The sequence below is a fragment of the Rhodococcus sp. C3V genome (genome assembly GCF_029269915.1).
GTDB classification, from domain to species: domain Bacteria; phylum Actinomycetota; class Actinomycetes; order Mycobacteriales; family Mycobacteriaceae; genus Rhodococcus_F; species Rhodococcus_F qingshengii.
The window spans coordinates 234,398-258,809 of sequence record NZ_JARJBE010000010.1 but is presented as its reverse complement, the minus strand read 5'-3'; the positions used below and the strand labels follow the sequence as shown (position 1 = coordinate 258,809).

Genomic DNA, 24,412 nt, shown 5'->3' with positions numbered 1-24,412 from the left:
GGTTCATCCCACCACCGGGCATCGACCCCGACCGGAAACCCCGCCGCTCCACCACGCGGATCTGAACCCGGAGGTCACCGAGCAAACGCCTCGGTGACCCATTCCGGCGTGCTCTCAATTGCCCGCCCACTCCAAAAGATCTTCGGCGGTCCAGGTATTGATCACCCGATCGGCTTCGACGCCGCACTTTTCGGCCCGGTCACAGCCGTATCCCTGCCAAGCCAGCTGACCGGGGGCATGGGCGTCCGTGTCGATGGAGAAAAGACAATCGAGATCGCGGGCCAACTCGATCAAACGCGAAGGCGGGTCACGACGCTCCGGTCGGGAATTGATCTCAACGGCTGTGCCTGATTCGCGGCAGGCCTCGAACACTTTCTCCGCGTCGAACTGCGACTCGGGCCGGGTTCCGCGAGCACCCTCGACAAGACGCCCGGTGCAGTGTCCGAGAATATCGACACGCGGGTTTCGCACTGCAGCAAGCATTCTGCGGGTCATCGCCTCACGCTCGGACCGCAGCTTGGAGTGGACGCTCGCCACCACGATGTCGAGTTCGTCGAGCAGATCGGGATCCTGGTCGAGTGAACCGTCCTCGAGGATGTCCACCTCGATTCCCGTGAGGATGCGGAAGGGAGCCAGTTCGGCATTCAACCCGGCTATCACGTCGAGTTGAGACCGTAGGCGCTCCGCGGACAGCCCGTTGGCAACTGTGAGGCGAGGCGAATGGTCGGTGAGGGCGCAGTAGTCATGGCCGAGTGCTGCTGCGCGTCGCATCATCTCTTCGATGGGGCTTCCACCATCGGACCAGTCGGAGTGGGTGTGGAGGTCGCCGCGGAGGGCTTGTCGCAATGGGCTGTCGCCGATGGGCTCAGCCTGCCCCCGCAGTTCCTCGAGATACTCGGGGATGCCGTCGTACGACTGAGCGATAATCGTGGCAGTCTTCGGCCCGATGCCGGTGAGGGCCTTCCAACTGTCGGCTTTCCGGCGAGACTCCTTCTGCTCGTCGGACAATCCTGAAAAGACCTCCGCAGCTCGGCGATAGGCCTTGACGCGGTGCGTTTCAGCGCGTGATCGTTCGAGCCAGTAGGCGATCTCCCGAAGCGCTTCATCCGGTTCCATGAGACCACTGTTCCGTCAGCAGCGGCTCGCAGCAACCCTTGATCCCCTTACGCTGTGAATATGGACGACCCGAGAGCACGATTTGAAGCCGCGCGGGTGGCTCACCTGGCAACGGCAGATGCGGCCGGCGTTCCGCACATCGTGCCGCTGGTATTCGTCTTGGTCGGCGGCACCGTCTATTCCTGTGTCGACCACAAACCGAAAACCACGACCGCTCTTCGCAGGCTCCGGAACATCACCGAGACGGGGCGCGCAAGCCTGCTGGTCGATCATTACGACGACGACTGGTCCGCGCTCTGGTGGGTCCGCGTCGACGGACATGCGGAGGTTCTCGACCCCGGCACCAAGGAGTCCGAGAGCGCGATCGATGCTTTGGCCGCAAAGTATCCGCAGTACGTAGATCACCGACCGCACGGACAGGTGATAGCTGTCCGCGATGTGGAGTGGTCGTCATGGTCCGCAGCAGCCTAAGGTTCTGTCCTAGTGTTCAAGGAGCGAAAGTGATTGCAACACTCTCAATTCGGACAAATTGGCGGGGGATCGATGAAACGACGGCAGTTACTTCAGCGCGCAGCCACAGGTCTGGCGCTGGTAGCGGGACCTCAGGTGATCGACATGGGTAGCAGTTCCGGAAGCAGTCAAGACGCAACAAGTCCGTTGAACGAACTGTTGTCGGTTGTTTCGCTCTCACACGTGAACGACCCGGCGACGACGCCGGTTTTTCCCGGCGACCCCGAGTTCACTCTCGACACAGCGGCCACCATCGCAGACGACGGCTACTACCTCCAGTACGTCAAGGAAGGTGAGCACACAGGCACGCATTGGGGCGCACCCGCACACTTCCAGGAAGGCGGCCTCACAGCCGACCAACTCGATCCGGCGGACCTCTTCCTCCCCGCAGTGAAGATCGACATCCGGGACAAGGCTGCCGCCGATTCGGACTATGCGCTCACGGTCGCGGACCTGCAGGAATGGGAAACGCGCAACGGCAAGATCCCCGATGGAGCGGCCGTAGTTCTCTGGACCGGGTGGGAATCGCGCTGGGGTAGCGAAGAATATGCCAACTCCGATGCCGAGGGCGTCACCCACCAGCCCGGCTTCTCGGTGGACGCGGCGCGGTGGCTGATAGACACCGGCCGTTTGGGCACCCGCGGAGCATTGGGAACCGACACGTTCGGTCCCGACCTCGGAAACGACGAAACCTACCCCGTCTCGACAATCCTGTACGACAAGCATCGAATCAGCCTGGAGAACTTGAACAATCTTGCCGCCCTGCCAACCACCGGGGCCAGCATCCTTGTCGGTGGTGCGATCAACAAGGCCGGATCGGGTTCACCGGCAACGATTTTCGCACTACTACGGCGATAACCATTTGCGACGGTCGCCGTAGACAACGACTGCTCCCTTCCCACTTCTCTTCGCCTCGTACATCGCCGCATCGGCCTGGCGAAGAAGAGTGTGCGCGCTGAGCGGTTCGTCCCCAAACTCGAACTGCGCGGACTCGAAATGCGCGACACCAACGCTCGCACCTACCGACACCGATGTGTCTGCAGTCTGATCGGACCTGAGCGCGTCGACGATCCGGCGAGCCACGACGACGGCGTCGTCGATCGTGCCCTGCAGGAGCACTGTGAACTCGTCGCCACCGAATCGGGCGACAAACGCACCCTCGGGAACCGCTTCGCGCAGACGTGCTGTGAGAGCAACCAGTAACCGGTCGCCGGCCGGGTGCCCGTATCGATCGTTGATCTGTTTGAAGTCGTCCAGATCGACAAGCATCAGCACCCAATCGGAGTTCGTGTGGCGATAGTTTTCGATGGCGCTCGCAAAGTGTTCGTCGAACGCGGCCCGGTTTGCAAGCTCGGTGAGTGGGTCGTGATGTGCTCGGTACCTCAGCTCGTCCTGGGCAGCGGAGATCTGTTGGAGGAGCGCGTCGTTCTCGAGGAGCGTGAGTATTTGGCGCACCAGCGCGAGAACCAACACGCCGACGCCGAGTATCACGACCACGGCATCGAGGTTGCCGACGATCAGCGCCTGAACAGTCACGATCGTCGCGATCACCGCGATCAACAGATACGGCAGCAGCAACTGAGTCCGATCGCTTCGCCACTGCAGCGGCGCGTTGCGGTTCCGAGGCTCGGTTCGCTTCGTCAGCGCCGCCAAGGCGATCAACGGCGGCCCCGCGATGAACCCGGCATCGGCGATCGTCGGCATACTCTCGGCGCCGATCGCCACCAAGTACGCGTACAGGCTGTCCGAAAGGGAGAGCATCACCAACCCGCACCCGAGGAACGTCAGCGGTTCACGGATCTCTGCTACGGCCTTCGGTCCGATGACCATCAGCAAGACCATGGCGATCAGAACGAAGTCGGTGATCGGATACATCACCGCGACAAGAAACCCGAGAGATCCCGTCGGACCGGTATGAACGACGGCGCCCAGGGCGGTCGTCCACGTGAGGATGAACAATCCACCGACAACGACAAGACCGTCGAGCGTCAGCACGAGCCAGAGATGGATCGGACCGATCGCCTCACGCCGGGGCGACTGACGCACCAACGACAGAAGCGCCGGCACGGCGAACACCGGGAACATGAAGAAACCGATGTCCGCGATCGACGGCGACGGAAGTGGAACGTGGAGAACCGAGCGGTAGAACGCCCAGAAGAACATCCCGAGAGTCCAGCCGGCCATACCCAGAGCCATCAGAGTTCGCCAACGCCGCTCGACGCCGTGATAGCGCCGCGATGTCCACCAACAGACCGCAGTTGCGGTGGCTCCGCCGACGAGCTGGGCGATATCGTCCACCAGAACCGAAGTTCGTGGGCTGAGCAGCCCGGATCCGGCGAGAGCGATGACCGCGACAACGACGCCGAGAACCAGCCACGTGCGTCGCGCTCGGAACTGCGTCATCGAAGGGCCCATCGGTGTTCAAGGCGTCACCACCGATCGTCTTGCAGCCGGCATCGTTGCGGCCGGAATGTTTGTGGTGACGAATGCCCGTACGAACCTACCCGATTTGGTAGCGGATTGTTAACTGGACGAACGATCAAGACCGCCCGTCAAGCCACGGCGCTGTATTCCGCTCGGGTCCTACGCCGCTGCGAAGTCCATTTCGCGATGACCCCCTGCGACGGGCTGAACAGGTACACCAGGGCGAATACGATGCCCTGCGTCATCACAACCATGCCCCCGGAAGCTGTGTCGAGGTAGTAGCTGACGTAGATACCCGTAATCGCGCAGATCGCGGAAACCACTGGAGCTATCACCAGCATCCGCGAGAACTTGTCAGTGAGAAGGTAGGCCGTCGCGCCGGGGATGATCAGCATCGCCACCACCAGCACGACGCCGACGGCTTGCAACGCCACAACGGACGTGAGCGCGAGGACGCCGAGTAGCAGCGCACCCAGGCGCTTGGGCGAAAGACCTATCGCGTTCGCATGGATCGGGTCGAAGGCGAACAACGTCAGATCACGACGCTTGATCAACAGAATGCTCAACGCCAACGCGCCGAGTATCGCGACCTGCAGAAGATCGGACGAGCTCACCCCCAGCAGGTTGCCGAAAATGATGTGGTTGAGATCGGTCTGGCTGGGGGTCACCGAGATGAGAACCAAACCGAACGCAAAGAGAGTCGTGAAGACGATACCGATCGCGGCGTCTTCCTTGACGCGGCTGGTGTTACGGATCAGTCCGATCAGCGCTACGGCGATCAACCCGAAGATCAAGGCCCCGATCGCAAATGGAGCGCCGACGACGTAAGCGAGGACAACACCCGGCAGCACGGCGTGCGAGACGGCATCGCCCATCAACGACCACCCGATGAGCACCAACCAACAACTGAGCACCGCGCAGACAACCGCTGCCACAACCGCAACGGCCAACGCGCGCACCATGAATCCGTACTGGAGAGGATCAAGTAGGAGTTCTACGAGGTTCATCGATCAGGTCCTGTCCATCACGTCGAGACCGAAAGCCAGGGCGAGGTTTTCCGGTTGCAGCACGGTGTCCGGGTCGGAATGCACCAGGACCTTGCGCATGAGCAGTACCGCCTCGTCGCAGAGTTTCGGCACAGCGTGGAGATCGTGGGTCGAGACCAAGATCGACCGGCCGTCGGAAGCCAACTCTCGTAGCAGCGTAGAAATCGTTGCCTCGGAACGCTTGTCGACGCCCGCAAACGGCTCGTCCAGCAGCAGTATCGACGCGTCCTGCGCGATGCCGCGTGCGACGAACGCGCGCTTCTTCTGACCACCCGAGAGCTGACCGATCTGACGATCCGCAAATTCGGTGAGTTCCACCCGCTCGAGGGCCTCTGCCACCGCCTCGCGATCTGCACGCCGCGGACGTCGCAAGAATCCGAGGTGGCCGTACCTGCCCATCATCACGACGTCACGGACGCTGATCGGGAAGGTCCAGTCGACGTCTTCACTCTGCGGCACGTATCCGACGCGGCCGCTCTTGCGCGCAGTGGCTGCGTCGAGACCGGCGATTCTGACAGAACCGTTGTCCGGCTTGATCATCCCCATGATCACTTTGAACAGAGTCGACTTTCCTGAACCGTTCATACCGATCAGTCCGCAGACGCTACCCGAGTTCAACGTCAGATCGACGTGGTCCAGTGCGTGGACCTCGCCGTAGTGAACGCTGACGTTTTCGACGCGAATGGCTTCGTTCATGATTTACCGCCGGTCAGACCGCCGAGGATGACGTCGGTGTCGTGGCGAATCATGTCCAGATAGGTGGGCACGGGACCGTCGGCTTCGGACAGCGAATCGACGTACAGCGTTCCGCCGAACTTCGCGCCGGTCGCCCCGACAACCTGCTGCATGGGGGCATCCGAGACCGTCGACTCGCAGAAGACGGCGGGAACGGAATTGGCTCGGACGAAGTCGATCGCGGCGATGATCTGCTGCGGCGTCGCCTGCTGCTCGGCATTGACCGGCCAGATGTACGCCTCGCTGAGTCCCGCGTCCCTGGCCAGATAGGAGAACGCACCCTCGCAACTGACGAGTGCACGCTGACCTGCGGGCAATGCCGCCAGCCCACTGACCAGGCCGTCCTGAACTGCTTGCAGTTCCGCCTTGTACTTCGCGCCGTTCTCCGCAAATGCCGAGGCGTTGTCCGGGTCGAGGTCGCTGAAAGCAGTCACCATGTTGTCGACGTAGATCTGCGTATTCAACGGAGACATCCATGCATGCGGATTGGGCTTGCCCGCATACGCGTCGCCGGCGATCGGAATGCCTTCGACGCCGTCGCTGACCACGACGTGTGGCACGTCCAGTCCGTTGACGAATTTCGCGAACCACGCCTCGAGGTTCATGCCGTTGTCGAGGATCAGATCGGCTTCGCTCGCCCGCCGAATGTCTCCGGGCGTCGGCTCGTAGCCGTGAATTTCGGCCCCCGCCTTGGTGATCGACTCGACGCGAAGATGATCGCCGGCAACGTTCTGGGCGATGTCCGACAGCACGGTGAACGTGGTGAGCACCACCGGGCGGTCGTCGTCGGAGCCAGAACTCACCGCAGAACAGCTGGACAGCAGCAGGGCGGCGAGGGCGGCAATTCCCAGGCGGCGGAAGTTCTTCGCGTCGCGTGTCGTCATGGTCGAACTCTAATATGTGGGTAAACAAATACACAAGTTCGTCTCGCCGAACAATCTCCACTCGATAGGCTCGGGCCATGCGTCCTACTGCCTTGATCACCGGTTCCAGTCGCGGCCTCGGAGCTGCCATCGCACGCGAACTGGCGCCGACACACAACCTGCTGCTCGGTGCACGATCCGCGCAGGCCCTCGAGCCGATCTGCGCCGAACTGCCCGGATCGACGCCTCTACCCCTCGACCTCACGGACTACGACGCCGCCGCCGCCGCCGCCTCGTCCATCACGACGCTCGACGTGCTGGTACACAACGCCGGCGTGGCCGACATCGGAACCATCGAGGAATCCTCGGTCGATCAGTGGCGACGCACCCTAGAGGCAAACGTCATCGCCGTCGCCGAACTCACGCGGGTTCTCCTGCCCGCGCTTCGTGCGGCTGGAGGTCACGTCGTGCTGATCAATTCGGGTGCCGGACTGCGCGCCAACGCCGGTTGGGGCTCGTATGCGGCCAGCAAGTTCGCCCTGCGCGCTTTCGGAGATGCGTTGCGCCTGGAAGAGCCGGCACTTCGGGTCACCTCCATTCACCCCGGACGGATCGACACCGACATGCAGCGCGACATCGTCGCGGGTGAGGGCGACGAGTACGACCCGGAGCGCTTCCTGAAAGCCTCCACTGTGGCGCGTGCCGTACTCACTGCCGTCGAAACACCGTCCGACGCACACCCCACGGAGATCGTGCTTCGACCTACCGGCCGGTAAATCCCCAGTTCGGCGGTAACGGAATGGTGACGATGGCCATCCGGATATCGCTTTTCCGGGCACTGGCCCGATACTGACATCAGTTGTCGGACAAAGAGACTGGACTTGTCTCAGGAGTTCATCGAGAGGTGGTGTGCGATGCATGATCATACGGATACATGGGGGATCCCCAGCCAGACTTTCCTTCAGTGGTACCTGGTGGCGGCTGCCGTCGCGATCGGACTCTCGCTGTACAGCCGAATGACTGCGCGCCGGTCACCGGTGGTCGTCGACGCTGTCCGTCGGCCGCTCACTCCTCCCGAGATCGGTGCCTTGACCAGTGACTACCAAGCGGTGCTGGCGTCGATGGCTATTCTGCGCAGCGCCGAGCTGATCAGCACCGAAGGCAAGACCAAGCTGGCACTCACTGCGGAGGACAAGAATCGTCTCGACTGGTTCACCCGTACGGTGCACAAGCGACTCGGCAACGGAAAGGTCCCGCTGCGGCAGGTGCGTCTGATGGGACGGCTGAACATCGCACTCGCACAACTACGTACGACGTTGATCGACGAGGGATATTTGCAACGCCAGCAGGACGGTCTGACCGCTGCCCTTCGGACCGTTCCGATCGTGGCGGTCATTGCTCTCGGCTTGGTCCGTCTCGTCGCCGGAATCGACGGCGGTAAGCCGGTCGGGTTTCTGCTCCTCACCATCATCGTTCTCGCTCTGATGATTCCACTTCTTCGCATCAAGCGTCGTCGGACAGCTTTGGGAGACAGCGAGCTTCGACGCCTCAAGCACGAAAACTCGTACCTCTCACCGAAACTGCGGCCCGCGTACACGAGCTACGGTCCCTCGCTCGCCGGGCTGTCGGCGGCGCTCTTCGGTGCGGGCGCTCTGGTTCTGATCGATCCGGCGCTGGCGGGAGCGGTAGCTGCGGGCGCCGCGTACAGCCCGGGTGGCGGAAGTTCGAGCTACTACAGTTGTGGCTCCTCATCCGGATCATCCGGTTCGGACGGCGGTGGCGGCAGTGGGAGCAGTTGCGGCGGCGGGGGGTGTGGGGGATGAGCACGCATGCAGTCGACACTTGGGGGATCCCCAGCGAGGATTTCCTCTACGGCTACATAGCCGTTTCGGCCACGCTCATGGTTCTCACTCTGGGGTGGCGTCTGATGATCCGGGCACCCCGGCACGGGTACTCAACCGAGCACGGGTATTCCGCCGAGCAACTGACGCCTCCGGAAGTCGGAATGCTCACCGGCGAGTCACGCGCCATCGCAGCATCATTGGCAATCCTGCGTAGCGCTGACCTGATCACCACCGACGGCGCTGTCCTGCGCCCGTTGGGCCCTGGCGACGAGACCCTGGACTGGTACACCCTCACCGTGTACCAGCGCCTGGCCCAGCAGGCTCTACCCCATCGTCGGCGCCAACTCGCCGAGCGTATGACGGTGGAAACAGCTCGCCTACGAAACTCTTTGGCGGACCGGGGATACCTGACCTCCGACAGCGCCAGGCGTTCAATCTTTCTCTCCACAGTTCCGCTGAAGATCCTGGTGGCCGTGGGTATCGTCCGCATTGCTTTCGGACTGCACAACGACAAGCCCGTCGAGTTTCTGATTCTCGCCGTACTCGTCACCGGGTTCAGTATCCCGCTGCTCGGGCTCAACTTCGATCGAACCACCTCTGGCAAGGCGGCACGTTCGGAACTGACCACGGCACACGCCTACCTGTCCCCGCGCAACAAGCCTGCCTTCTCCGCCTACGGACCGCGTTTGGCCGGAATGTCCGCTGCTCTCTTCGCCGGTTCGGCGATGCTGATGATCAATCCCGCCTTGGCCTCCGCCGCCGGAATCGGTGCCGACGGCAGCGGAAGTAGCGGGGGTTCGGACGGTGGCGGTTCAGGCGGGGGAGGCAGCAGCTGCAGCGGGGGCGGCGGATGTGGCGGCGGCGGATGCGGGGGATAGCCGCGCCCGGGCGAGCATAAGCGCTGCGGCCTCGGTAGTGATGCCACGTTCCTCGCTCAACGAATACACCTCGTCCAGAGTTCGACCGATCCCTCGGGTTCGTTCGACGACGTCGTCTTCGTTCCACCCCAGGACTTCTCGCCCCACGAGGTGAAAGGCTCCGCCTGCGTTCGCGACGAAATCAGGGGCACAGAGAACCCCGCGGTCTCGCAGAACCTCGCCCGCAGCGGCATCGGTCAAGATGTTGTTTGCTGCGCCCGCCACGGCCAGAGTCGGAATCGACGCAGCCGCAGCGAAATCGATGATGCCTCCCATCGCGCAGGGGGCAAAGAGGTCACACGGTGTTCGGAGGACCTCGCCGGCAGGAACGACCGTGTGCCCCGCGAGAGAAGCCGCCTCGAGGCGCTGCGGGTCCGTATCGGCAACCAGCAGACGTGCGCCAGCCTGCGCTGCGAGACGGACGACGTCGCCGCCGACGGCGCCGAGCCCCTGTACCAGTACCGTTCGGCCGTCGAGTGTTCCGAGTCCTCGGCGACGCGCCGTGGCCTTCATCGCTTCGAACACACCCAGAGCGGTGGCGTGCGCGCTGGAACCGGCGCCACCGTTGCCGACCGAACGCCCGAAGACGTATTTGGTGGTGCGGCTGAGCTGATCCATGTCGGAAGAGTTGGTGTTGACGTCAGGACCAGTCCAGTAGTTTCCTTCGAGCTTGTCGATGTTCTCGGCGTGGATGCCGAGGATACGAGACCAGGTTGCGGCGTCGATCTGATTGCGCGGTGCAGGTAGCGCTATTACCGACTTCCCGCCACCCATCGGCAGATCGGAGACCGCCATCTTCAAAGTCATTGCGCCGGCCAGCTTCCCGGCGTCCGCCAATGCGTGACCGATGGAGGGATAGTGAGCGGCCCGCGTGCCACCCGACGCCGGTCCCAGACGGGTGGAGTCGATTCGAATCACGAAAGTCGTGCCGGTCTCCCGATCATGGCGAGTGACGGTCAGTTCACCGTCCCAGCGCAGTTCGTCGTCGATACTCATTGAATCTCCTTTTCTGTCTCCGGGTCAGTTGTGGGCGTGCAGTGGTGTTCCCGCGAGTGCGAGCATGGCCTCGCCCAACGCTTCGTTCTGACTGGGGTGCGCGTGGATGAAACGCCCCACTTCATCGGGAAGTGCTTCCCAGGCAACGGCCAACTGCGCCTCACCGATCAGTTCGCCGACGCGGTCTCCCACCAGGTGAACTCCGACAACAGGGCCTTTCGTTCCGCTTCGAATCACTTTGATTCCGCCGGTAGTTCGCAGGATCTGACTCTTGCCGTTACCTGCCAGGTCGTAGATGACGGTGGAGACGTCGGCGTACTGCGTGCGCGCCACCTCTTCGCCGAGCCCGACCGATGCAACTTCGGGATGTGAGTACGTCACGCGAGGAATCAGGTGTTCGGCGACCGGTATCGGATCCTTGCCGGCAATCTGTTCGGCCACAAAGATTCCTTGTTGGAAACCTCGGTGCGCCAACGCAAGACCGGGCACGATGTCGCCGACCGCGTACACACCGTCCACGGACGTACGGAGGCGTTCGTCGGTGACGACAAATCCCTTGTCGAGGCTGATTCCGTTTTCTTCGAAACCGTTACCGTCCGTGCGAGGTCCGCGGCCGACGGCGACCAACAGTAGGTCGGTGTCGAGTTTCGTTCCGTCGCTAAGTTCGATGCGGACGGAATCGGCTGCTTCTTTCGCGGAATCGACCTTTGTGTCTGTCTTACAGACGATTCCACGTTTACGATAGGCCCGCTCCAGCTGCTTCGACGACCACGGATCCTCGGCGGCGATCAGTCGGGGGAGTGCCTCGACGATCGTTACTTGGGCGCCGAACGAGCGCCAGAGGCTTGCGAACTCGACGCCGATGACACCGCCACCGAGTACCGTTGCGCTGGTGGGCACCCGGTCGAGTTCGAGTGCCTGGTCGCTGGTGACGATCCGTCGGCCGAGTTCGATGCCGGGGAGTTCCCGCGGATACGAGCCGGTGGCCAGAACGAGTGATGTTCCGGTGTAGCGGGTTCCGTCGACGTCGATGCTTCGCCCACCGACGTACGTTCCGTATCCGTTGACGATAGTGATCTTGTGTTGCGCCAACAAACCTTGCAGACCGCTGTACAGCCGCTCGACTGTCCCGTTCTTGTAGTCGTGCACCTGCGCGACGTCGATGCCGGCAAAAGATGCCCGGACACCGAATTGCTCACTGGTGCGTGCCGAATCGGCCACCTCGGCGGAATGCAGCAGTGCCTTGGTCGGGATGCATCCGCGGTGCAGGCACGTTCCGCCGACCTTGTCCGCTTCGATCAGCGTGACCGACAATCCGAGTTGAGCGGCGCGGATGGCGCAGGCATAGCCGCCCGATCCTCCACCGAGGATCACGACGTCGCTGTGGGGTTCTGCAGTTGTCATCAGAGCCTTCCCAGGACGCGGATCGGGTTCTCGATGTAGTCACCGAACAGCCTGAGGAATCCGCCGGCTTCGCCTCCGTCACAGACGCGGTGGTCGAAGCTCAACGAGATCTGAGTGACCTTACGAACGGTCAACTCGCCGTTCACGACCCACGGCTTGTCGATGATGCGTCCGATCCCCAGAATTGCCGCCTCGGGGTGATTGATGATCGGAGTCGATCCGTCGACCCCGAATACCCCGTAGTTGTTGAGCGTGAACGTGCCGCCGGTCAGGCGGGCGGGTTCGAGTTTGCCGTCGCGCGCAAGGTCGGTGGTCACCCGAAGTGCTTGTGCGAGTTCGACGGTGCTCAGGGCGTCCGCATTTCGAATGACCGGTACCATCAATCCCTTCGGTGTCTGCGCGGCGATCCCCAGGTGGGTGCGGGCGTGTCGAACGATCTCGCCTCGAGCAGTATCGACCGACGAGTTCAGTTCGGGGTACTGCGCCAACGCCGCGATGGTCAGCCGAGCCAGGAGCGCCATCAGGCTGATCTTGTCGGAATCGGGCAGTGACTTGTTGATCTCGGCTCGCGCCGCCAACAGTTCGGTGGCGTCGACGTCGACCCAGGTTGTCGCGTCAGGGATCTCGCGGCGGCTGGTGGACAGCTTGTCGGCAACTACCTTGCGTAGCCCCTTGATCGGAATTCTTTGGTCGGTCGCGTGTGACGTTTCCGTTTCCGGGCCGAAGTTTGCCCCGGCCTCGACGTCGGCGCGCGTGATGACTCCGCCAGCGCCCGATCCGGAAATCGTGGCTAGGTCGATACTGTTGTCAGAGGCCAGTTTACGAACAATCGGCGAGATCACACGTACCGACGGAGCCGCTCTGCGTCGGCGTCTCGGTGCATCCTCGCTGGTGCCGTAGCCGATCAGGACGTTGCCCGAACCGGCGCGTTCCTCTTCGCGGTAGCGCTCGTGGTTGGCCGAAACGACCGCGTCGACACTCTCGCCACCACTCACAGTGATCAGCGGTGTGCCCACCTTCAGGGTGTCTCCGTCTTTGCCGTGTAGTTCGATCACGGTCCCGGCGAACGGGATGGGCACATCCACAGCAGCTTTCGCAGTTTCCACCTCGACGACGATCTGATCGATGGTGACCACGTCGCCTACCTTGACGTGCCACTCCGCGATGTCGGCCTCCGCCAGTCCTTCGCCGAGGTCGGGGAGCATGAAAACCTGATTGCTCATGCCGTCACCGCCCAACGGGTGTCCGGGGCGTCGTTCCACTGCAGACGGTCGACGGCGTCCAGGACCCGGTCGAGGCTGGGCAGGTGGTGACGCTCGAGCTTGGGAGCGGGGTAGGGGATGTCGAAGCCGTTGACCCGGAGCACCGGGGCATGGAGATGGTGGAAACACCGTTCCTGCACGCGGGCAGCAATTTCTGCACCCACACCGGCAAAACCCTGCGCTTCCTGGATAACGATGCAGCGTCCGGTCTTTCGCACCGATGCGGTGACCGTCTCGTCGTCGAACGGCACTATCGAGCGGATGTCGATCACCTCGATGTCCCGGCCCTCGGCTGCAGCGGCCTCGGCGGACCTCAGTGCAACATCCACGGACGGACCGTAGGCAATGAGCGTCGCGTCACGACCGGGGCGACGGACGACGGCGCGACCGATCGGCTCACGTGCGGTCAGTTCGACATCTGCTCGTGCGAAGTACAGCTTCTTGGGCTCGAGGAAGATCACGGGGTCGGGGTCCTCGATTGCCGAACGTAGCAGCGAGTACGCATCTTCCACCGTGGACGGCGCCACAACCTTCAGTCCGGGTGTGTGCGCGTAGTAGCCCTCACTGGAATCACAATGATGCTCCACCCCGCCGATACCGCCGGCAAAAGGAACACGAATGACTATCGGAATCGACAGCGCGCCCTTGGTGCGGTTGCGGATCTTCGCCACATGGGAGGCGATCTGCTCGAACGCCGGATAGGCAAACGCGTCGAACTGCATTTCCACGACCGGACGAAAACCGGCCATGGCCATGCCGATTGCGAATCCGATGATGCCGGACTCGGCGAGGGGAGTGTCGAAGCATCGGTCGTCGCCGAAGTCGCGGGTGAGGCCGTCGGTGACGCGGAAAACGCCGCCCAGGGTGCCGACGTCCTCACCGAAGACGACAACGTTGTCGTCCGCAGCCAGAGAGTCGCGTAGCGCGGTGTTGAGGGCCTGAGCCATCGTGAGCATGGGCATGGTCAGTGTCCCCCTGTGTCAGCGGCTTCGGCAGCAAGTTCGGCTTCGAGTTGGGCTTGTTGCTCACGCAATTGCGGTGTCTGCTCGGCGAAGACGTACCGGAACAGATCGAGCGGATCGTGCGGGCGGTCGACGTTCATGCCGGCGCGCAGTGTGGCGGCCTCTGCCTCGGCCTCCGCGGTCAGTGATTCCACGAATGCGTCGTCGATCAGATCGTGTGCGCGCAGATACTTTTCGAGACGCGGCAACGGATCTCGCCCGAGCCAGACTTCCACCTCGGCGCTGTCGCGGTAGCGGGTGGCGTCGTCGGCATTGGTGTGTGCGTCGATGCGATAAGTGTGTGCCTCGACGATCACCGGTCCGTTTCCGCTGCGGACGAAGCGTGCCGCCTCGTCCATGACGGCCAGCATCGCAACGGGATCGTTGCCGTCTACCTGCTCGCTGCCGATCCCGTAGCCGACACCCTTGTGCGCCAACGTCGGTGCTGCGCTTTGGCGCGACAGTGGCACGCTGATCGCAAATCCGTTGTTCTGCACCAGAAAGATCACCGGCGCCTTGAAGACGGCGGCGAAGTTCAGCGCCTCGTGGAAATCGCCCTCACTGGTGGCGCCGTCACCACAGAGCGCCAAGGCGACGGTGTTCAAGCCCCGTCGAGACTCCCCGTAGGCCACCCCCGCTGCATGCAGCAATTGCGTTGCCAGCGGGGTGCACTGCGGCGCACTGCGCAGTGCGACCGGGTCGTATCCGCAGTGCCAGTCGCCGGCGAGCATGCTCAGAATCTGCACCGGATCGACACCCCGGGCGGCCAACGCCATCGAATCCCGGTAGGTGGGGAAGAGCCAGTCACTCGGCTCCAGACTCATCGCTGCCGCGATCTGACATGCCTCCTGCCCTCGCGAGGACGGATACACGGCCAGGCGCCCCTGTTTGGTCAGCGCCGTAGCCTGCTGGTCGAAACGCCTGCCCAGGAACATCTTTCGATACATCGCGATCAGGCGATCGTCGCTCGGTTTTGCGTAGCGGGCCTCGCTGCGCGTCAGTTCTCCGGCAGGGTCGAGGTACTGCACCGCAGAATCGGCCGGCAGGAACTTCTGATACCGCAGTTCCCCCAAGGGCTCGACAAGTGTCACTTCTACCTCCAGAAGACGTTGTGTCCATCAGTATTCGCACTTCGGCGACGTAATGGCAGCAGGCGTCGAGGATTCAAGACAAACGGCCTATCATGAGGATTCGGGCAGCAATATGTCCATCAACCGACTCGACTACCGAACCAGGAATGGACAGATGGCCACCGAACCGCACGCTCTCGATGCGATCGACCGCCGCATCATCGCCGAACTGACCGCAGACAGTCGCATCTCCATGCGTGCACTGGCTGAAAAGGCGCACATATCCCGCGCTCACGCCTACGTCCGCATCGAAAGGCTCGAGGACGCCGGAATCATCACCGGATTCACGACGCGGATCGCCCATGAGAAGGCCGGACTCGGCTCCTCGGCGTACGTGGCACTCTCGATCCGGCAGCACTCGTGGCGAGGTCTGGCGGCGTCCTTGAAGGCCCTGCCGTTTGTCGAGCACTTCTCCCTCCTCGGCGGCGACTTCGACGTTCTGGTGCTGGTTCGAGCCCCGGACAACCAGGAACTACGCCACACCGTCCTCGAAGAACTCCAGGGACTCGACGGGGTTCTCTCGACCAAAACGTGGCTGATCTTCGAAGAAGGCAACGGTCCGGGACCCAACTGGTTGCCCGGCTGATCCGTCTATAGTCGCCGTTAGCAGTTGCACACGGGAGGTGACTCGAATGACCCTGCACGGCCTGGGAATCGGTTGGCGCCCCGAGGTCTCCGGAATCATCGCGCAACTCGACGGCCTGGCATTCTGCGAAGTCATTGCCGAATCCGTCGGAAACGAGATACCGCCGCACCTCGGCTCGCTGGGAGTTCCGGTGATCCCGCACGGAATCTCGCTCTCACTTGGCGGGGCCGAGGCGGTAGATCAGGCACGGATCGATCACCTTGCGCGTGCATCCCAGCTACTGGGCGCTCCCTTGGCGAGCGAGCACATCGCATTCGTGCGTGCAGGCGGCATCGAGGCCGGCCACCTGCTCCCACTTCCGCGCACCTACGAAGCCGTCGACGCCCTGGTACGCAACATCACCCGGACTCAGGACGGTCTACCGGTGCCGTTCGCCGTCGAAAACGTTGCCGCCCTGTTCGACTGGCCGGACGACGAGTTGACCGAAGGGGAGTTTCTCGCGGAGATCGTCGAGCGCACCGGGGCCCTGCTGGTTCTCGACATCGCGAACGTCTACGCCAACGCTCTCAATCGCGGGCGTGATCCCTGGACCGAGCTGAGCCGGCTGCCACTCGAACGAATCGCCTACTGCCACATCGCCGGTGGCAGTCTCGGCGACGGAAAATACCACGACACGCACACCGACCCGGTGCCCGAAGCCGTGCTGGAACTCCTTGCGCAGTTCACCGCCGCCGGTCACCATCCCGCGATCATGCTCGAGCGCGACGGAAACTATCCGCCGGCACTGGAATTGCTCGACGAGCTCGATGCCATCGCCGACGCAGCTGGTCTGGATCGCATCACCGCGGGCACCGATTGGTCACGCACATGAGCACGCTCGGTGAGCGTCAAGAGGCGCTGATTCGCGCACTGGTGGCGGGTGGCGAACTGCCCGAAGGCTTCGACAAAGACGAAGCCGCCGTTGTCTCGGCGGCGCTGCTCCGAAAGCGCGCAGGAGAAGTGGCGCACCACCTTCCGGTCGTGCGCCACACTCTCGGCGATCGTTATCTTCAGTTGTTCACAGCGTGGGCGGACGGACGACCGAAGTCGTCTTCGCATGCGGATGCCCAGGCCTTTGTCGCCCATCTCCAGGACATCGGCGAACTGCCTCGCCCACCCTGGTATCAGAGGTTTCGAAAGGTCTCACGCAAGTGAGACAACAGCTTCGCTGGTGTACATGAGGAACGTCATCGATTCCTGGAAGTACAGCTCGACGGAGTTCGCATCGTGCGAGAGATAGCCGATGGACAGGTCCTGGCCGAGGTGCAATTCGTAGTCACCGCCACGCGTCGACAGCAGGAAAGCGCCGTCGATGGCCGGGGCCCAGATGATCTCGCCGTCGAGGACGCGTCGCAGGTGCTCGCGGATGGGGTAGCCGTGATCGGAGGTCTCGTTGATCGCGGTGAACGCATCTGCATTCAAGAGCAGTGAGTACGGTCCGTTGACACCGGCCAAGCGCAGCGACGTGATCGCCTGGCTGATGGCTTCCGGGTAGTCCTTGGCGTCGATGGGTAGCTTCAGTTCCGGGTTGGAACCGCTGGCCCGCACGCCGGTGATGCTGGCTGCTGGGTATCCCTCGAAGATGGCGCGGTCCTCGGCGAACGCGATCTGCTTGGCCGCGTCCTTGACGGGCTGCCAGTCGGAGTCCTTGGCGCCGCGTTCGACGTCGTCGATGGCCTGACGGCTGACGGTGAACGGGACCCGCAGTTCGATGATCGGCTGGGACTGACGAGCATGTGCGATGACGCCGTCGGCCAAGGGATTGATCGGCACCTGATGCCCGAGTGGGATGGCCGCGAGATCGTCACCCGACGGTCCCTCCACATCCACGACACGACGACCGGCGACGTGACGCTTGAAGGTACGGCTCGCCTCTTCTTCGATCTCGGCCCAGGCTGCTGCCGAAATGGGTGCTAGGTCGCGGTGCAGGTTTGTCATTGCTGGGCACTCCTTTTGAGGCTGCCGATTCCGAGAGAACCGTCAGAGATGGGCGCTGTGAACGTCGCTTCGGGAACAAGCCTGGTCGGCAAGTCCGGGGGACCGTCGAGAAAGTCCGCCGTCGGAACGAAGAAATTGATTCCGGTGACGGCGGTGGAGAAATCGAGAATGCGGTCGTAATTGCCGACGGGATTCCCGATGAACATGTTGGTGAGCATCTGCTCGGTGACCGTCGGCGACGCCGAGTAACCGATGAAATAGGTACCCATCTCAGCGGAGCCGACGTGGCCGAACGGCATGTTGTCCCGCAGAATCTGGATCTGCTCACCGGATTCGTCCTCGATGACGGTGAGTGCGGTGTGGGAGTTGGCCGGCTTGGTGTCGTCGTCCATCTCGAGATCTTCGAGCTTGGAGCGTCCGATGACGTTCTCCTGCTCCTCGACGGGCAGGGAGTTCCACTCCGACATGTCGTGGAGGTACTTCTGGACGATGACGTAACTGCTGCCTGCGAAATCCGGATCCTCGTCACCGACGGTGACCGCGACGTAAGCGGCCTGCCCGGACGGGTTCTCGGTACCGTCGACAAAACCCATGAGGTCGCGTTGCTCGAAATACTTGAACCCGTGGACCTCGTCGATCACCGACGCGGCCCCGGCCAACCTGTTGGTCACGGCCGTGGCGAACTCGAAGCACAGGTCCATCTGACGGGCCCGGATGTGAAACAACAGATCGCCCGGCGTGCGCGGGGCGTGGTGTTTGTCACCGGTCAACTCGACGAACGGATGCAATTCCGCCGGCCGTGGACCGTCGAAAAGTCGATCCCACGCATCCGAACCGATGCCGACGACGGCAGCCAAGCCACCGGCGGGAACCCGGAATCCGATCGAGCGTTGCAGCCCGGAAATATCCGCCAGAACGTCGTGAACTGCCTGCTCACCACCCTCGTCGATGGTGAAAACCAGGAAGATCGCAGCTTCCGTGAGCGGGGTCAGCAACGGCTGCGGTATCGCGGGAAGGGCCACTTCGGCCTCGTCGATCTCACTCGTTTCCGCCATGCAGACCAGTATGGACGATTCCGGCAGTCCCGGCATCAGTAGTGGGTAAGTCGCGTCAGGGTGTCGCGTCAGGGGGTTGCGGCCTGGGCGCCCGCGTCGAAGCCGGCCGGAATCTCGAAGATCTTTCCGTCGAACCCGGCGCGGTAGAGATGCCCGGCCGCGAAACCGGAATTGCCGCGCCCATAGGTCAACACACTCGACGCTTGCAGTCCACTGGTGAGCGAGCAGTACTGGCCGGGTCCGTCGATCCGCCACACCTCACCACTGATGTCCGTGGGAACAATTGCGCGATCTCGCGAGTCCAAGGTCAAACCATCTGGGGCAGAAAAGGTTTCGAAACCACCGAGATCGACCAACGACTCCGAATATCCCGGATTGTCCACGGAGATGCGGCTGACACCCGGGTTTGCGAACGTGCGCGAAACGTAGAGCCAGCGATTATCGGCGCTCAGGGCAGCGCCGTTTGCACTCGGGAAGGTTGCCCACGCCGGGTCGACGGAACCATTCGGGCTGACCTTTCCGATCAGCGAACCGAAATCGTTGGTGGCGTAGATCGTCCCGTCGTGCGCGACAGCAAGGCCGTTTGCAGCGCTCAGACCACCGGCTATCGGCGTCACGGCGCCCGAGTTCACGTCCACCCGCGCGACGGACGCAGCACGCGTCAGATCGCCGATCAGCACGCCGGCGTTTGCTCCGGTACCCACCAGCAGTGAACCGTCCGTGCTCCACGCGAGTGCGCCCGCACCGCCGGGAACCGTCGCGATCGGAACTGCGGCCTGACCAGGCCCGTCGACGCGGAAGATCCGCCCACTCACCAGGTCGGTCGTATACAGGCGCCCTTGCCCGTCCACCGTGACACCCTCGAGGGCTGCACCCGGAATCTGGGCGCTGAGTATGGCGGGTGACGATCCAGGGCAAGGCGGCGCGGCGGCGGCACCGGACACGCCCAGAGCCAGAAGCGAACCGGCAACAAGAGCACCGGTGATACCAACACGAATACCGCGATCGAAGATCCTGGTGCGCATCTGCGCAACGCTAGACCCTCTGTCCGATTTCGCCTAGAGACTCCGAAGGAAAGAGATCAAAAGTTCATTGACCTCGACAGCGCGTTCTTGTTGTACGAAGTGCCCCGCACCGCCGAGGAGATGTACACCCCGCAGGTCGGGGACAGTGTCCTTCATTCGGTCCAGTGCCTTGGGACCGCTCATCGCGATGACCGGGTCTTCCGCGCCCGCAACGAAGAGCGTCGGGACCTCGACGTGCGCGCCGTCCAGATCCGCGCTGCGCTCCCAATTGGCGTCATACGCTCGGTACCAGTTCAAGCCACCGGTGAAACCTGTTGCAGTAAAGGCCTTTACATAGACATCCAAATCATCCTCGGTGAGCCACGACCACGGCAACGCCGGCGCCTCGGGAAGTACGTCGAGATAGCCGTTTCCTTCGGAGGGGTTCTTCCACACATCGAGGTACCGGTAGGCCCCGGACAAGGCGTGGAAGAGCCGCTGAAGGAATTCACGTGGACGGGCGTCGAGTTCGCGCTCCGCGACACCCGGTTCCTGAAAATAGTGAATGTGCAGAAAGTGCTTTCGCGCCAAGGCGGCGTAGATCGTCGAGGGCTTGGCCGGGAATCTGTCCGGCGCATAGGGAACCGCCAAGGAGACCAGTCCCGCAACGCGATCGGGGTGACGAAGCGGTGTCGTCCACGCGACCGGAGCGCCGAAATCGTGTCCGACGAACACCGCTTTGTCGATTCCGAGAGCGTCGAGTAGGTCGATCAGCCGGTTCGCGACGGCGTCGTTGGTGTAGTCCTCGATCGCGTCGGGGCGGGTAGTGCCGCCGTAACCGGGCATGTCGAGTGCAATCGACCGAAAACCCGCTTCCGCCAACGCTGCTGACTGATGGCGATAGCTGTATCCGAGGCCGGGAAAGCCGTGGCACATGACCACAGCTGTCCCGGAACCGGAATCGTCGATCTGCCAACGGAATCCGTCGACGTCGATCATCTTCACCGTCATGTCAGGAGGTGATCATGTCTTCCTGGTTCCAGAATGCGCGCATCGACAGGATCTTGCCGTCGTCGTCGAAGGTCATGACGTCGATGGGTGCGATGGTCAGAGTCTGCTCGCCGAGCTTGGTGATCAGCGAGAAGTGGAATGCCGCTTCGTTTCCGGCAATGCGGAGGGTCTGAAGGTGAGCTTCCTGGTCGAAATTCTCGATCACGGAGTAGAACTCGAGAATGGACTCGCGGGTGGTGCGCACGTCGGTGCCCACCGGATCTTCGACTGTTGCACCCTCGGCATACAGGGCCACAACCTGGGCGGCAGTGCCCGTCGCAACGGTCTCGATGTAGGCGTCGACGGTCTTGCGGATTACCTCTGCGGACGGTGCCATGGTCTACCCCTCGTAGTTAGAACAGGTTCTAATTCTGAGGATAACCTACGATTCTGTTCCACGGGTCAGCTTTCGAGCACCTTGCGCAGGCGAGCCTTCTTCCGGTTCTCCCGCACGATCCAGACGACGTCGGTGTCGTCCGACGCCTCCAGGGAGACGAATGCCGGCAGGGCATTCTCCGGATCCGCCGCAACCGCGACACTCCAGCAGTATCCGAGCGCCTGCCGGAGAGTCCGTGTGTCGGCGTCACGACGGGAATCAGCCGGTTGCGAGACAATCCACTCGGTAGCGTCTCGGCACACCTGAACGGCCAGCGCAGCGTTGGTCTTGTCCTTCAGCAACCGTGGCTCGCAGATCCCCGCAGCCGCTGCGCGCAGCGTCAATGGATGAGCGGAGCGTGACCACTGCTCGATGATCGCCCGCAATAATTGCGGATCCGTGTCGCCTATCGCCTGAACGGCCATCGCGGCAGCTTCACGTGCACGCCACGACGCACTGGTAGTTGCCTCCGTGAGACTGTTCAGGACAGCCTTGTCGCGTGAACGAACAAGGATGAATCCGAGCCCGACGATCCCACAGCAGCGGATGTATTCGTCCTCGGACTCCGCCGCCAGCAGGATGTCGTCGTCATCGGCGCCGCGCGCGAACTCGAGCATGAGCGCGAGGTTCGCGCGCGGGCCGGGCAATCCTGAACGCTCCTGCAGATAACTCCACAGTTCATCGCCGTCCAGATCCGCGAACGTCATGAGAGTCCTGCTTTCTCGAGTGCGGGTGCACCCATCATTTCACCGAAAGCCCTCTCACGACGGGAGTTCGAAGCTCACTTGCTTCCGTCGTCGCGCATAGAGGAATCCACCGACAAACGCGAGCACCAGCACCCCGGTCATCACCACGGCCAGAATGTTGCCGCCCAGTAGGAGCGGAAGGTTTCCGGCAATGGCGATCGCGAATCCGATCAGCCCGACAAGGCCCAAGCTCGGGGCAAGTTTGGTGTGCCAGAATCGCTGATCGACCTTCGTACGATGAAAGAAGACGAGCACCGCAAGGCACGTGAGCAACATGAGGGCCACGATCCCCACCGTTGCAACGCCGGCGAACCACGCGAAGATCTGTGTCACCGGATCCAGACCGATGACGATGCAAACTCCGAGAAGTACCAGAGCACAGCAGGATTGCACCACCGACGCGATGTGCGGCGAACCATGCACGCGGTGCGTCCGCCCACCTGCGCCCGGCAGAACGCCGGTGTTCGACAGAACGAAGATGTATCTGGCCAAGACATTGTGGAGAGACAGAACTGCGGCAAAGAGACTGGACACCAACAGAATTTGAATCAGATGGGCTGTCACCGTTCCGGCAAAGTCGGTGGCAGTGGTGATCAGCATGCCGTCGGGGTCAGTACCCGCAATGTCCACTGCACCCTTGTCGCCCCAGGCTGTCACGACCGCCCAACTGGAGAGAGCATAGAAGCCGCCGATGAGGATCAAGGCGGCGTATGTCGCTCGCGGAATAGTCCGCGCGGGATCCTTCGCCTCATCGCGGAAGATCGCCGTCGACTCGAACCCGATGTAGCCGGCAAGCGCGAATACCAATGCGACACCGGGGGATCCGGAGAAAATTTCCGACGGAGAGAACATTGCCGTCGACGGACCTTCCGGACCACCGTCGGCGATGATGAAAGCGTCGAGTACGACAACGATCCCGACCTCTGCGATCAACAGGATGCCGAGCACCTTGCCCGACAATTCGATATGACGAAATCCCAGGACGGCTACCAGAGCCAACGAGGCGAGCGAGAAGATCCACCACGGCACATCCGGACCACCGTAGGAGGTGATCAACGAACTCATTGCCGGGCCGAGGTAGCCGTACACCGCCAATTGCACTGTGCTGTAACTGACAAGCGCCAACATCGCACTGCCGACACCGGCACCACGGCCCAGACCATGTCCGACGTAGAGATAGAACGCGCCGGTTCCCGGGATGTAACGCGACATCGCGGTGAATCCGACGGCGAAGAGCAGAAGTACACCGGTGGTCACGGCGAAGGTCATGGGGAAGCCCGCACCGTTGCCACCGGAAATGCCCAGCGGCACAAGCCCACTGATCACAGTCAGCGGAGCGGCCGCGGCAACGACCATGAGGACTATCGAACCGGTACCCAGCGAGCCTCGTAGAGTTCGGTCATCGCCGGATGCATCATGTGAAGCATTGACGGAAGTATGGGTCATACCGGCGATGTTAGAACCATTGAAGTCGATTCGGGACCCAATTCACAAAACTTTTACTTGCGAAAAACGGGACGAGCCGTCCGTTCGTCGCGCTCCCGTCAGCCTTCTTCCTGCAGCGCCAAGCGTTTGAGCTCGTCTTTTGCGTGCAGAATGTGACGTTCCATTGCCTCCGCCGCGCGAGCGCTGTCGCCCCGCTTGATCGCCTCGAAGATTTCCTTGTGCTCCACCCTCGAAGCCTCGACCTGGTCTTCGAACACGAGATGATCGACGGGGACGAACATTTCGCCGCGAGCCTCGACCACAGCGGCCTCCAACCTGCTGTTTCCCGCCGCTCTGGCGATACCGCCGTGGAACCTGGCGTCACAAGCCCGGAACGATCCCCGACTTCCGGAAACCCCCAATTGCTCAATGGATTCGAGCAACTCGAGAAGATGACGATCGGTTCGCCGGACCGCCGCGAGGCTTGCCGTGCGCATTTCCAACCCGATACGGAGGTCGACGATCTCGTCGATGTCTGCTTCTCGCGCTTTCAACTGGCCAACCCAGTCTTCATAAGGCCTGGTCAACTCCGAAACGAACGATCCGCCCGTGGCTCCTCGCCGCACCTCGATGTATCCCATCGCCTGAAGGATTCGGACCGCTTCTCGCACACTGACTCGACCGACTTCGAGTTGCTGAGACAGTTCACGCTCGGACGGCAGGCGATCACCGGGGCTGAGCGCGCCGCTGTGAATGAGCAGTCGCAAGCGTCGAGCGATATCCTCCCCCAACGTCGGTGCACTGACCATGAATTCGATGGCCGGCAGCTTGTCGATCTGCACGTCTCGTACCCCCTACTCGGTGCCTGGACCGACACTTACGCTTCGTCTTGACCTACGAAATCGAACGCTCCCATTCGCAACTGTCCTTGAATAGATACAGCAG

26 protein-coding genes are annotated in these 24,412 nt (G+C 62.5%); 8 read left to right on the top strand and 18 right to left on the bottom strand.

Features of this window, described 5'->3' with window-relative positions; genetic code table 11:
• Positions 1–114: 114 nt before the first annotated feature.
• Positions 115–1,116: a PHP domain-containing protein gene (locus tag P3G66_RS24665; protein WP_003942580.1), complete on the bottom strand. Its 1,002-nt coding sequence runs from the start codon at positions 1,114–1,116 to the stop codon at positions 115–117.
• 54 nt (positions 1,117–1,170) lie between these two features.
• Here P3G66_RS24665 and P3G66_RS24660 point away from each other — a divergent pair, with 54 nt between their 5' ends.
• Both P3G66_RS24660 and P3G66_RS24655 read left to right on the top strand, forming a co-directional pair.
• Positions 1,171–1,587, top strand: coding sequence for a TIGR03668 family PPOX class F420-dependent oxidoreductase (locus P3G66_RS24660; RefSeq protein ID WP_003942513.1), 417 nt, complete (start codon positions 1,171–1,173; stop codon positions 1,585–1,587).
• Positions 1,588–1,731: 144 nt separating this feature from the next.
• Complete coding sequence (locus P3G66_RS24655; protein ID WP_276117244.1) at positions 1,732–2,484, top strand: cyclase family protein; 753 nt, start codon at positions 1,732–1,734, stop codon at positions 2,482–2,484.
• Here the strand turns inward: P3G66_RS24655 and P3G66_RS24650 are convergent.
• The 4 genes from P3G66_RS24650 to P3G66_RS24635 form a co-directional block, all read right to left on the bottom strand.
• Positions 2,473–4,029: a GGDEF domain-containing protein gene (locus tag P3G66_RS24650; RefSeq protein ID WP_276117242.1), complete on the bottom strand. Its 1,557-nt coding sequence runs from the start codon at positions 4,027–4,029 to the stop codon at positions 2,473–2,475. The genes P3G66_RS24655 and P3G66_RS24650 overlap by 12 nt on opposite strands.
• A gap of 149 nt (positions 4,030–4,178) precedes the next feature.
• The gene (locus P3G66_RS24645; RefSeq protein ID WP_020909820.1) at positions 4,179–5,057 is read right to left on the bottom strand and encodes a metal ABC transporter permease; all 879 of its coding nucleotides are present in this window, start codon (positions 5,055–5,057) and stop codon (positions 4,179–4,181) included.
• 3 nt (positions 5,058–5,060) lie between these two features.
• Positions 5,061–5,792, bottom strand: a complete 732-nt coding sequence (locus tag P3G66_RS24640) for a metal ABC transporter ATP-binding protein (RefSeq protein WP_003942501.1) — start codon at positions 5,790–5,792, stop codon at positions 5,061–5,063.
• On the bottom strand, positions 5,789–6,715 hold the full coding sequence (locus P3G66_RS24635; protein WP_047272640.1) for a metal ABC transporter substrate-binding protein: 927 nt from the start codon (positions 6,713–6,715) through the stop codon (positions 5,789–5,791). Before P3G66_RS24635 ends, P3G66_RS24640 begins: the two co-directional genes overlap by 4 nt.
• Positions 6,716–6,792: 77 nt before the next feature.
• On the opposite strand from P3G66_RS24635, the gene P3G66_RS24630 reads away from it, so the two are divergent.
• The 3 genes from P3G66_RS24630 to P3G66_RS24620 all read left to right on the top strand — a co-directional run bounded on the left by P3G66_RS24630 (position 6,793) and on the right by P3G66_RS24620 (position 9,416).
• Positions 6,793–7,470, top strand: a complete 678-nt coding sequence (locus P3G66_RS24630; RefSeq protein ID WP_276117241.1) for an SDR family oxidoreductase — start codon at positions 6,793–6,795, stop codon at positions 7,468–7,470.
• Positions 7,471–7,608: 138 nt separating this feature from the next.
• A complete protein-coding gene (locus tag P3G66_RS24625) occupies positions 7,609–8,517 on the top strand; it encodes a TIGR04222 domain-containing membrane protein (RefSeq protein ID WP_276117240.1) in 909 nt (302 codons plus the stop codon).
• Entirely contained in the window at positions 8,514–9,416 is a 903-nt protein-coding gene (locus P3G66_RS24620; RefSeq protein WP_276117239.1) for a TIGR04222 domain-containing membrane protein, read from the top strand. Before P3G66_RS24625 ends, P3G66_RS24620 begins: the two co-directional genes overlap by 4 nt.
• Here P3G66_RS24620 and P3G66_RS24615 read toward each other — a convergent pair.
• The 5 genes from P3G66_RS24615 to pdhA are packed head-to-tail and all read right to left on the bottom strand — an operon-like array spanning position 9,351 to position 15,209.
• A complete protein-coding gene (locus tag P3G66_RS24615) occupies positions 9,351–10,451 on the bottom strand; it encodes a Glu/Leu/Phe/Val dehydrogenase dimerization domain-containing protein (protein WP_276117238.1) in 1,101 nt (366 codons plus the stop codon). The two genes, P3G66_RS24620 and P3G66_RS24615, sit on opposite strands and share 66 nt — an antisense overlap.
• Before the next feature lie 24 nt (positions 10,452–10,475).
• Positions 10,476–11,855 carry a dihydrolipoyl dehydrogenase gene (gene lpdA, locus P3G66_RS24610; protein WP_276117237.1) on the bottom strand — a complete coding sequence of 460 codons (1,380 nt, stop codon included), beginning with the start codon at positions 11,853–11,855 and terminating at the stop codon, positions 10,476–10,478.
• Positions 11,855–13,078: a dihydrolipoamide acetyltransferase family protein gene (locus tag P3G66_RS24605; protein ID WP_276117235.1), complete on the bottom strand. Its 1,224-nt coding sequence runs from the start codon at positions 13,076–13,078 to the stop codon at positions 11,855–11,857. Before P3G66_RS24605 ends, lpdA begins: the two co-directional genes overlap by 1 nt.
• Positions 13,075–14,079, bottom strand: a complete 1,005-nt coding sequence (locus P3G66_RS24600; RefSeq protein ID WP_276117234.1) for an alpha-ketoacid dehydrogenase subunit beta — start codon at positions 14,077–14,079, stop codon at positions 13,075–13,077. The genes P3G66_RS24605 and P3G66_RS24600 overlap by 4 nt, the downstream gene beginning before the upstream one ends.
• A gap of 2 nt (positions 14,080–14,081) precedes the next feature.
• On the bottom strand, positions 14,082–15,209 hold the full coding sequence (pdhA, locus tag P3G66_RS24595) for a pyruvate dehydrogenase (acetyl-transferring) E1 component subunit alpha (protein WP_276117233.1): 1,128 nt from the start codon (positions 15,207–15,209) through the stop codon (positions 14,082–14,084).
• A gap of 154 nt (positions 15,210–15,363) precedes the next feature.
• Between pdhA and P3G66_RS24590 the strand changes: the two genes are divergently transcribed.
• The 3 genes from P3G66_RS24590 to P3G66_RS24580 are packed head-to-tail and all read left to right on the top strand — an operon-like array spanning position 15,364 to position 17,028.
• Positions 15,364–15,834 carry an Lrp/AsnC family transcriptional regulator gene (locus P3G66_RS24590; RefSeq protein ID WP_064113143.1) on the top strand — a complete coding sequence of 157 codons (471 nt, stop codon included), beginning with the start codon at positions 15,364–15,366 and terminating at the stop codon, positions 15,832–15,834.
• Positions 15,835–15,880: 46 nt separating this feature from the next.
• Positions 15,881–16,705: a DUF692 domain-containing protein gene (locus tag P3G66_RS24585; protein ID WP_161121357.1), complete on the top strand. Its 825-nt coding sequence runs from the start codon at positions 15,881–15,883 to the stop codon at positions 16,703–16,705.
• Positions 16,702–17,028 carry a hypothetical protein gene (locus tag P3G66_RS24580; protein ID WP_007729071.1) on the top strand — a complete coding sequence of 109 codons (327 nt, stop codon included), beginning with the start codon at positions 16,702–16,704 and terminating at the stop codon, positions 17,026–17,028. The genes P3G66_RS24585 and P3G66_RS24580 overlap by 4 nt, the downstream gene beginning before the upstream one ends.
• Here the strand turns inward: P3G66_RS24580 and P3G66_RS24575 are convergent.
• The 8 genes from P3G66_RS24575 to P3G66_RS24540 all read right to left on the bottom strand — a co-directional run bounded on the left by P3G66_RS24575 (position 17,017) and on the right by P3G66_RS24540 (position 24,309).
• Positions 17,017–17,811 carry a family 1 encapsulin nanocompartment shell protein gene (locus tag P3G66_RS24575; protein ID WP_003942478.1) on the bottom strand — a complete coding sequence of 265 codons (795 nt, stop codon included), beginning with the start codon at positions 17,809–17,811 and terminating at the stop codon, positions 17,017–17,019. The two genes, P3G66_RS24580 and P3G66_RS24575, sit on opposite strands and share 12 nt — an antisense overlap.
• Positions 17,808–18,866, bottom strand: coding sequence for a Dyp-type peroxidase (locus P3G66_RS24570; protein ID WP_276117232.1), 1,059 nt, complete (start codon positions 18,864–18,866; stop codon positions 17,808–17,810). Before P3G66_RS24570 ends, P3G66_RS24575 begins: the two co-directional genes overlap by 4 nt.
• A gap of 68 nt (positions 18,867–18,934) precedes the next feature.
• A complete protein-coding gene (locus P3G66_RS24565; RefSeq protein WP_064688073.1) occupies positions 18,935–19,891 on the bottom strand; it encodes an SMP-30/gluconolactonase/LRE family protein in 957 nt (318 codons plus the stop codon).
• A gap of 33 nt (positions 19,892–19,924) precedes the next feature.
• On the bottom strand, positions 19,925–20,881 hold the full coding sequence (locus tag P3G66_RS24560) for an alpha/beta hydrolase (protein WP_276117231.1): 957 nt from the start codon (positions 20,879–20,881) through the stop codon (positions 19,925–19,927).
• Between the two features lies 1 nt (position 20,882).
• A complete protein-coding gene (locus tag P3G66_RS24555) occupies positions 20,883–21,257 on the bottom strand; it encodes a nuclear transport factor 2 family protein (RefSeq protein WP_276117230.1) in 375 nt (124 codons plus the stop codon).
• 65 nt (positions 21,258–21,322) lie between these two features.
• Positions 21,323–22,003, bottom strand: a complete 681-nt coding sequence (locus tag P3G66_RS24550) for a hypothetical protein (protein WP_276117229.1) — start codon at positions 22,001–22,003, stop codon at positions 21,323–21,325.
• A gap of 54 nt (positions 22,004–22,057) precedes the next feature.
• The gene (locus P3G66_RS24545; protein ID WP_276117228.1) at positions 22,058–23,488 is read right to left on the bottom strand and encodes an APC family permease; all 1,431 of its coding nucleotides are present in this window, start codon (positions 23,486–23,488) and stop codon (positions 22,058–22,060) included.
• A gap of 98 nt (positions 23,489–23,586) precedes the next feature.
• On the bottom strand, positions 23,587–24,309 hold the full coding sequence (locus P3G66_RS24540; protein WP_021332595.1) for a FadR/GntR family transcriptional regulator: 723 nt from the start codon (positions 24,307–24,309) through the stop codon (positions 23,587–23,589).
• Positions 24,310–24,412: the final 103 nt, after the last annotated feature.

Coding starts and splice junctions, on each gene's coding strand:
- lpdA (WP_276117237.1), bottom strand. CDS start 11,855: ATGACAACTGCAGAACCCCACAGCGACGTCGTGATCCTCGGTGGAGGA.
- P3G66_RS24550 (WP_276117229.1), bottom strand. CDS start 22,003: ATGACGTTCGCGGATCTGGACGGCGATGAACTGTGGAGTTATCTGCAG.
- P3G66_RS24635 (WP_047272640.1), bottom strand. CDS start 6,715: ATGACGACACGCGACGCGAAGAACTTCCGCCGCCTGGGAATTGCCGCC.
- P3G66_RS24585 (WP_161121357.1), top strand. CDS start 15,881: ATGACCCTGCACGGCCTGGGAATCGGTTGGCGCCCCGAGGTCTCCGGA.
- P3G66_RS24630 (WP_276117241.1), top strand. CDS start 6,793: ATGCGTCCTACTGCCTTGATCACCGGTTCCAGTCGCGGCCTCGGAGCT.
- P3G66_RS24625 (WP_276117240.1), top strand. CDS start 7,609: ATGCATGATCATACGGATACATGGGGGATCCCCAGCCAGACTTTCCTT.
- P3G66_RS24560 (WP_276117231.1), bottom strand. CDS start 20,881: ATGACGGTGAAGATGATCGACGTCGACGGATTCCGTTGGCAGATCGAC.
- P3G66_RS24545 (WP_276117228.1), bottom strand. CDS start 23,488: ATGACCCATACTTCCGTCAATGCTTCACATGATGCATCCGGCGATGAC.
- P3G66_RS24590 (WP_064113143.1), top strand. CDS start 15,364: ATGGCCACCGAACCGCACGCTCTCGATGCGATCGACCGCCGCATCATC.
- P3G66_RS24640 (WP_003942501.1), bottom strand. CDS start 5,792: ATGAACGAAGCCATTCGCGTCGAAAACGTCAGCGTTCACTACGGCGAG.
- P3G66_RS24555 (WP_276117230.1), bottom strand. CDS start 21,257: ATGGCACCGTCCGCAGAGGTAATCCGCAAGACCGTCGACGCCTACATC.
- P3G66_RS24650 (WP_276117242.1), bottom strand. CDS start 4,029: ATGACGCAGTTCCGAGCGCGACGCACGTGGCTGGTTCTCGGCGTCGTT.
- P3G66_RS24570 (WP_276117232.1), bottom strand. CDS start 18,866: ATGGCGGAAACGAGTGAGATCGACGAGGCCGAAGTGGCCCTTCCCGCG.
- P3G66_RS24615 (WP_276117238.1), bottom strand. CDS start 10,451: ATGAGTATCGACGACGAACTGCGCTGGGACGGTGAACTGACCGTCACT.
- P3G66_RS24620 (WP_276117239.1), top strand. CDS start 8,514: ATGAGCACGCATGCAGTCGACACTTGGGGGATCCCCAGCGAGGATTTC.
- P3G66_RS24645 (WP_020909820.1), bottom strand. CDS start 5,057: ATGAACCTCGTAGAACTCCTACTTGATCCTCTCCAGTACGGATTCATG.
- P3G66_RS24605 (WP_276117235.1), bottom strand. CDS start 13,078: ATGAGCAATCAGGTTTTCATGCTCCCCGACCTCGGCGAAGGACTGGCG.
- P3G66_RS24575 (WP_003942478.1), bottom strand. CDS start 17,811: ATGACAAACCTGCACCGCGACCTAGCACCCATTTCGGCAGCAGCCTGG.
- P3G66_RS24600 (WP_276117234.1), bottom strand. CDS start 14,079: ATGCCCATGCTCACGATGGCTCAGGCCCTCAACACCGCGCTACGCGAC.
- P3G66_RS24655 (WP_276117244.1), top strand. CDS start 1,732: ATGGGTAGCAGTTCCGGAAGCAGTCAAGACGCAACAAGTCCGTTGAAC.
- P3G66_RS24580 (WP_007729071.1), top strand. CDS start 16,702: ATGAGCACGCTCGGTGAGCGTCAAGAGGCGCTGATTCGCGCACTGGTG.
- P3G66_RS24565 (WP_064688073.1), bottom strand. CDS start 19,891: ATGCGCACCAGGATCTTCGATCGCGGTATTCGTGTTGGTATCACCGGT.
- P3G66_RS24665 (WP_003942580.1), bottom strand. CDS start 1,116: ATGGAACCGGATGAAGCGCTTCGGGAGATCGCCTACTGGCTCGAACGA.